Annotated in this window: 7 protein-coding genes; 6 read left to right on the forward strand and 1 reads right to left on the reverse strand. The window is 30.2% G+C overall.

The features are described from left to right. On the reverse strand, positions 1-370 hold a 370-nt coding region (locus Q0V67_RS10170), incomplete at its 3' end, for a MarR family transcriptional regulator (RefSeq protein ID WP_297599274.1). Between the two features lie 231 nt (positions 371-601). Here Q0V67_RS10170 and Q0V67_RS10175 point away from each other — a divergent pair. From Q0V67_RS10175 to Q0V67_RS10200, 6 genes are all read left to right on the forward strand, one after another. Beyond that, positions 602-865 (forward strand): hypothetical protein, encoded by a 264-nt coding sequence (locus Q0V67_RS10175; RefSeq protein WP_297599276.1) that lies wholly within the window; start codon positions 602-604, stop codon positions 863-865. A 131-nt stretch (positions 866-996) separates the two neighbouring features. Continuing rightward, positions 997-2,094, forward strand: a complete 1,098-nt coding sequence (locus tag Q0V67_RS10180; protein ID WP_297599278.1) for a glycosyltransferase family 9 protein — start codon at positions 997-999, stop codon at positions 2,092-2,094. Then, a complete protein-coding gene (locus Q0V67_RS10185; protein ID WP_297599280.1) occupies positions 2,091-3,260 on the forward strand; it encodes a glycosyltransferase in 1,170 nt (389 codons plus the stop codon). Before Q0V67_RS10180 ends, Q0V67_RS10185 begins: the two co-directional genes overlap by 4 nt. A gap of 15 nt (positions 3,261-3,275) precedes the next feature. Further along, complete coding sequence (locus Q0V67_RS10190) at positions 3,276-4,019, forward strand: lipopolysaccharide core heptose(II) kinase RfaY (RefSeq protein ID WP_297599282.1); 744 nt, start codon at positions 3,276-3,278, stop codon at positions 4,017-4,019. An 11-nt stretch (positions 4,020-4,030) separates the two neighbouring features. Continuing rightward, positions 4,031-5,224: a glycosyltransferase gene (locus tag Q0V67_RS10195; RefSeq protein ID WP_297599284.1), complete on the forward strand. Its 1,194-nt coding sequence runs from the start codon at positions 4,031-4,033 to the stop codon at positions 5,222-5,224. 11 nt (positions 5,225-5,235) lie between these two features. Further along, entirely contained in the window at positions 5,236-6,294 is a 1,059-nt protein-coding gene (locus Q0V67_RS10200; protein ID WP_297599286.1) for a hypothetical protein, read from the forward strand. Positions 6,295-6,393: the final 99 nt, after the last annotated feature.

Genomic DNA, 6,393 nt, shown 5'->3' on the forward strand with positions numbered 1-6,393 from the left:
TTTCAAATTCATTTTTAGTGAATAGAGATTGAAATTTTTCTTGAAGTTTTGGAAGAAAACCATCTATAAATTTAATGGCCTTATCTCCATCTTTTGTAAGATATAGACCTTTTCTTCTACTATCTAACTGTTTTTTTTCAATTAAACCTTTCTCTTCCAATTTAGTTATATATTTTATAACTAAAGATTTGTCGATACTTCTTTTTTTAGCAATGGCATATTGGGTGACACCGGGATTTTCATAGATGGTTCTAAGGTACATAGTTTCCATCTTAGTGATTCCTAAGTCTGTCAACAAACTCTCAAATAAAAAATCAATCTCTTTATTGATTGTGGATATTAAAATAATTGGCCCCTCTTTAATATTCATAAAATTCAACTCCTTTGAATTGTAATGAAACCTTTGGTAATTGGTTTAATTATACTTTTATTTTCAAAAAAATCAAAATATATTTCAAAATTATAATTCGATGGGGTCAGTATTTTTAAGCTTGGTTGGTGGGTGAAGAATTCACGGGTGAACGCTCCAGCTTTTTATTTTAAAATAAATAGATTATCATATGTGTATAAAGAAAAGATTTGAAAAGGAGAGTGAAGGTTTATGAAAAAAATAAAAACATTGTTGGTTGTATCAAGTCTATTATTAGGTGGAATAGCTTATGCAGAGAGTGAAGTTTCATTCGATTATGAGGCAAATTTAGTGAGAAGAGAGGCTTTAGAAAAAGAAGCTATTGAGAACTATTCAAAGCAAAGTGGAATGTCAATTCAAGAGGCAACAAAGGAGTATTACAATAGATTGAATCAAAAATTCCATAAAAATGACGAGATTAGAAAAGAGATGGAGAAAAGTAATAATAGCAACTAAAAAAAGGGAGAGCCTACACGGTTCTCCCTTTTTTGAATGTGTGGTTATTTGAGTAGATTTATCTTTTAAAATTATTTTGAATTATGTTATAATAAAAATGTAAAAAAATAAAAAAACATTGAGGGGAACTCGTGATAAGAAAAATAAATCGGATTATACAGGACTTTTTAAGACCAAAAAGATTAATGTTGGGAAGATACTTTTGGGATAGAAAAGATAAAAAAAATGAAGAGTTAATAGGAGAGAATAGAGTCAAAATGAAAAATGTGAAATCTATTCTTTTTTTACGTTATGATGGAAAAATAGGGGATATGGTTATAAATACCCTTATGTTCAGAGAGATAAAAAAAAGATATAAAGATATAAAAATAGGTGTTGTAGCAAGAGGAGCAGCTTCAGATATCATAAAATTCAATCCCTATGTGGATAGAATATATAACTATGAAAAAGGAGATGAAGCTAGGCTTGCAAAGAAGATAGAATCTGAAGGGTACGATATTTTGATCGATTTCTCAGAGATGCTTCGTGTCAATCAGATGAAATTTATAAATCTTTGTAAAGCTAAGATAAATATAGGACTGGATAAAAAAGGGTGGAAACTCTTTGATTTGAGCTATGAGAAAGATTATACCAAGCATATAACCGATATGTATGCTAGAGTTTTAAAGCTTTTAGGGATAGATAGTCCAGATTTGAGTTATGATGTGTTTACAGATGCTGAATCTGTGGATAGAATCGATAGAAAGTTAAGAGAGATTGGAAATCCCAAAGATATTATCCTAGTTAATCCCTATGCAGCAAGTAAACACAGAAGTTTTAACCGAGAGAAAATTTTAGCAATCGGGAAAAAAGTTTTGAAAAATCCAGAGAACACTCTTGTATTTATAGGTGAGGAGAGTAAAAGTGAGGAGATCTATAAAATTGCAGAGGAGCTCGGAGAAAGAGCGAAATATCCTATGCTTCATGGAATTTTAGATGTTGCTGAACTTGTGGGAAGAGCAAGATACGTTATAACTCCAGATACCTCTATTGTGCATATCGGGGTAGCAAAGGGAGTTCATATGACAGCTGTCTATAGATTGGATACAGGAGATAATAACTCCGTTGTTTGGGGGCCAAACTCAAAACTTGTAAAGCAAGTTTTTTCAAAAGATATTCCTAAATTGGGAGAGGAAGCGGACATAAATATGTTTGATGTAGAAGAGATTGCAGGAGAGGGATTGTTATGAAAAAAAAGATAGCAATATATAACGGGCAACTGTATATGGGTGGAATAGAGAGAGTTCTTATAAATTATTTGGAGAAGTTATCTCTGGAACCAGAACTGGATATAACCCTTATAATTAAAGAAAATATACCTGAAAAAAATGTATTTGTAGGAGAGGTTCCTAAAAATATAAAAATAGAATATATAAAAAGCGAGAAACTTTGTAGAAAAACAGATAGCTATAGACAAAATAGAGCTAATATTTTTTCCAGACTGATGTATCAATGGTCACTTTACTATGAAAGAGTTGTTACAAAAAAATGGGTGAAAGAGTATTTTGAAAAAAATAGTTTTGATGTGATAGTGGATTTTGATTCCAGTCTTTGGAAGTATTTAAAGGGGATTAAAACTCGGTCAGTAGGATGGGTTCATTTTTCTTTGAGTGGTAAAAAGGGGAAAAAATATGAGCAGTATAGACAAAAGTTTGAAATATATAGGGATATAGTTTTAATTTGTGAGGATATGAAAAAAGAGTTGGAAGAGATGTATCCACAGTTTCAAGATAAAGGTGTTAGAATATATAATCCTATGGATTTTGATACAATATTAAAAAAATCTGAAGATACAAATAACCTTTCAAAAGAGGAGCTAAATCTATTAAAAGAGGATTATTTTATAGGTGTATCAAGACTTGTAGGTGGAAAAAATCGTGTTGGAATGATTGAAATATATGCTGAGCTTAAAAAAAGAGGTAGAAAAGAGAAGTTGTATATATTAGGTGATGGTCCAGATAGAGGAAATATTGAAAGAAAGATAAAGGAATTGAATCTGGAAGAAGATGTTTTACTTTTAGGACAGAAAAAAAATCCATTCCCTTGGATGAAAAATGCAAAGTTATTTTTGCATACATCTATGGGTGAGGGATTGCCCACAGTATTTATTGAGTCTATGCTATGTGATACGATAGTTGTAGCTTATGATTGTCCAACTGGACCAAGAGAAATTTTAGACGATGGAAAAGCTGGAGGGCTTATAACTTTAAATGATAAAAAAGCTTTTGAAGATAAAGTTATGGAGATACTTGAGGATGAAGAACTTCAAAAGAGTATAAAAAAAGAGATGTATAAAAAAATGGACGAATTCACATATGAATATGTGAGAAAAGATTTGTTAAAAATCTTAAAATAAGGAAAGAGAGTTAAGATGATAAAAGCTGAAAAGTTTAAGGATTATAAACTTTATTATAAAACTGATGAGGGGAAAAAATTAGGGGAGAAAGTTTTATCTAAGAATTATATAGTTTTATCCGAGTATAAAAATACGGAAAGAAATTATGTGGCTAAGATAGATATAGATGGAAAAATGTTTGTTTTGAAGTCTCCAAAATCAGAAACTGTTATTCCACAGAGAAGGGTTCAAACTATATTCAAAAAAGGTGAGGGACTTACAAGTTTTATGAATATAGATAGAGCTATTGAAAAAGATAGATTGGATTTTTTTATAGAACCTATTGCTGTTATGGTGAGGCGTGGACTATTTTTAGAAGAGAGTTTTATTTTAATGGAGTATGTGGCAGGAGATATAATAAGAACAACTGAGGATATAGACGAGATTATGGAGATGGTAAAAAAAATTCATAGTGTGGGGATATATCACGGGGATTTAAATACATCTAACTTTATTAAGACTCATGAAGGGATAAAAATAATTGACTCTCAGGCTAAAAGAGAGTACATGTGGCACTTTAAAAGAGCTTACGATATACTCACTCTGAAAAACGATCTTTTGGTTTTAGGGTATGGTTATGATGTGGAGAAAAAATATAGAGTAAAAAGAGATTTAGGTTATATATTGGCATATTTTATTAAAAACTTTAAAAAATTACCAGTGGTTGAACAGATAAGAAAATTCAAAGTATACCTAAGAAACAAAGGCTTTAAAGTCTAGTGGGAGGAGTTATGAAAAATCTAGTGATTAGAAGTGGAAGCCTTCGTATGGGTGGACTAGAGAGAGTTTTAATAGAGATGCTCCAAAATTTAGATTTAAAAAAATATAAAATATCCCTGATAATTGAAGATAATTCGGGAGAGGACAATATATTTTTAAATCAAGTTCCTAAGGAGATAAATATATATTTTTTAAAATCTGAGGAGTTGATAGCCAAGACTCATTACCACAGAGAGCGTAAAAAAAATCTATTCAATAAATTTATGTATAATTATCTAATGAGTAAAGAACATTCAATAGTTGTAAAAAGAACCCAAGAGGTCTTAAAAGAGATAGAGAAAAAAAATGGTGAGATTGATCTGTTTATAGACTATGATTGGGGAGCTAGAAGATATGTGGACAAACTACTTTTAAAAAAGAGCATAGTTTGGATTCATAACTCAGTTCCAAAAATGTTAAAAAAGCCTTCAAAAATAAAAAGGTTTGGAAAAAATTTGGATAAGTATGATGTTGTAGTTGCAATTTGTGATGAGATGAAAAAAGAGCTAGAGTCAACATATCCATATTTAAAAAATAAAATTAAAAGGATATACAATCCATTTAATTTTAATAGAATTGAAAGATTGGGAGAGGATAGTTCTGAACTCAGTCAAAAAGATTTAGACCTTTTAAAAGATAAGTATATCTTGGCTGTATCAAGATTGGATACAACTCAAAAGGATTACAAAACTTTACTTGAGGCTTTTAAGCTTTTAAAAGAGGATAAAATGATGGAAAAGTTATATATTGTAGGGGATGGACCATCTAAAAAAGAGATTCAAAATATGATAGATGATATGGAACTGCAAAATGAGGTTTTATTATTGGGTCAAAGATCCAATCCATATATTTGGATGAAAAATTCTCAACTTTTTGTTCATAGCTCAAAATATGAAGGGTTTGGACTAGTTTTAGTGGAAGCTATGAGTTTAGGAAAAGCAATAGTTGCTTCTGATTGTGAAGTTGGTCCTAAAGAGATACTTGGAGAGGGAAAATATGGAAAGGTATTTCCAGTGGGGGATTCATTGACTCTATATAAAGAGTTAAAATTGCTGTTAGAAAACACCTTTTTAAAAGATGAATTTGAAAAAAAATCACAGATAAGAGCTAAAAATTTTGATGCTAAAGTTGTAATAAAAGAGTATGAAAATCTTATAGATGCTTGATGGAGGAAGATGTGGCAAACTATTTTAAAAAGTCATACATAATGGAGGGAATAAATCTTTACCTAATAAGATTTATACTGAGCTTTTTTAGGAGTAGATTTATACCGAAAGGAAAAGTTTTAATAAAATCTTGCGATGGAATAGGGGATATTCTTGTAAGAACTAAACTTGTAGAAAAAATAATCCAAAAATATGGAGAGGAAAACATATATTTTTTAATGCAAAAAGGATATGTTGGGATAGGAGATATCTTAGGTTACAAAAGTATCGGGTTTTCAAGAGAGGATAGAAAGAGTTTTTTTAAAAGATTAAAAAAGATGTATGAGCTCAATACAATGGGGTTTTCAACATATATAAACCTTGAATTTACAAATGATATAACATCTGGAAATCTGTTTATACCTGAAAGAATTGGACGAATTGATACAAATTGGAAAGTTTCTAGGAATAATAAATATTATACAAAAAGTTATTTTTTAGAAGATGGTTATGTTTTAGATCAAGTGAGAAAAATGGCGGAGTATATATTGGGGGAAAAGATATCAAAAGAGGAGATATTGCCAGATTTGAGAGATAGATTTAGTGTTACAAAAGAGGATATAGTTGTAGCAGTTGGCTCAACAGAAAAAACGAGAGTATGCTCTCCAGTAATCATGGATGAATATTTGAGAATAATTTTAAATAAATATCCAGATAAAAAAATAAAGCTAGTTGGAAATGGAGCAAGGCAGAACGCATATGCTGAAAAATTAAAGAGTATGTTATCTGATGATAGAGTTGAGAATTTAGTTGATAGAACAACATTGAAAGAGGTATTTGAAATTGTTAGCACAAGTTATCTTTTTATAGGATTTGAGTCAGGACTATATAATCTATGTTTTTCTTTAAGAAAAAATGGGATTATACTTTTTAAAGAGGAGTCGGGAGCATTTCTTCATAAAGAACACTGGTTAAATTTGATTTATCCAAAAGAGATAAGACAAGATATAGTAGATCCTGAATATCCGGGACTAGGAATAAACAGTATTTCGATACAAGATTTTAAAAATGCTTTAGATTTTAAGGGGTAGAGAGTATGAAAAAACAGAGGGTTTTATTTTTATCCTATGATTTCATGGGGTATGAAAAAGAGGTAATAAATCTATTGGAAGATGTTATGGGATTTGAAG

Source organism: uncultured Cetobacterium sp., from assembly GCF_947072685.1.
Classification (GTDB): Bacteria; Fusobacteriota; Fusobacteriia; order Fusobacteriales; family Fusobacteriaceae; genus Cetobacterium_A.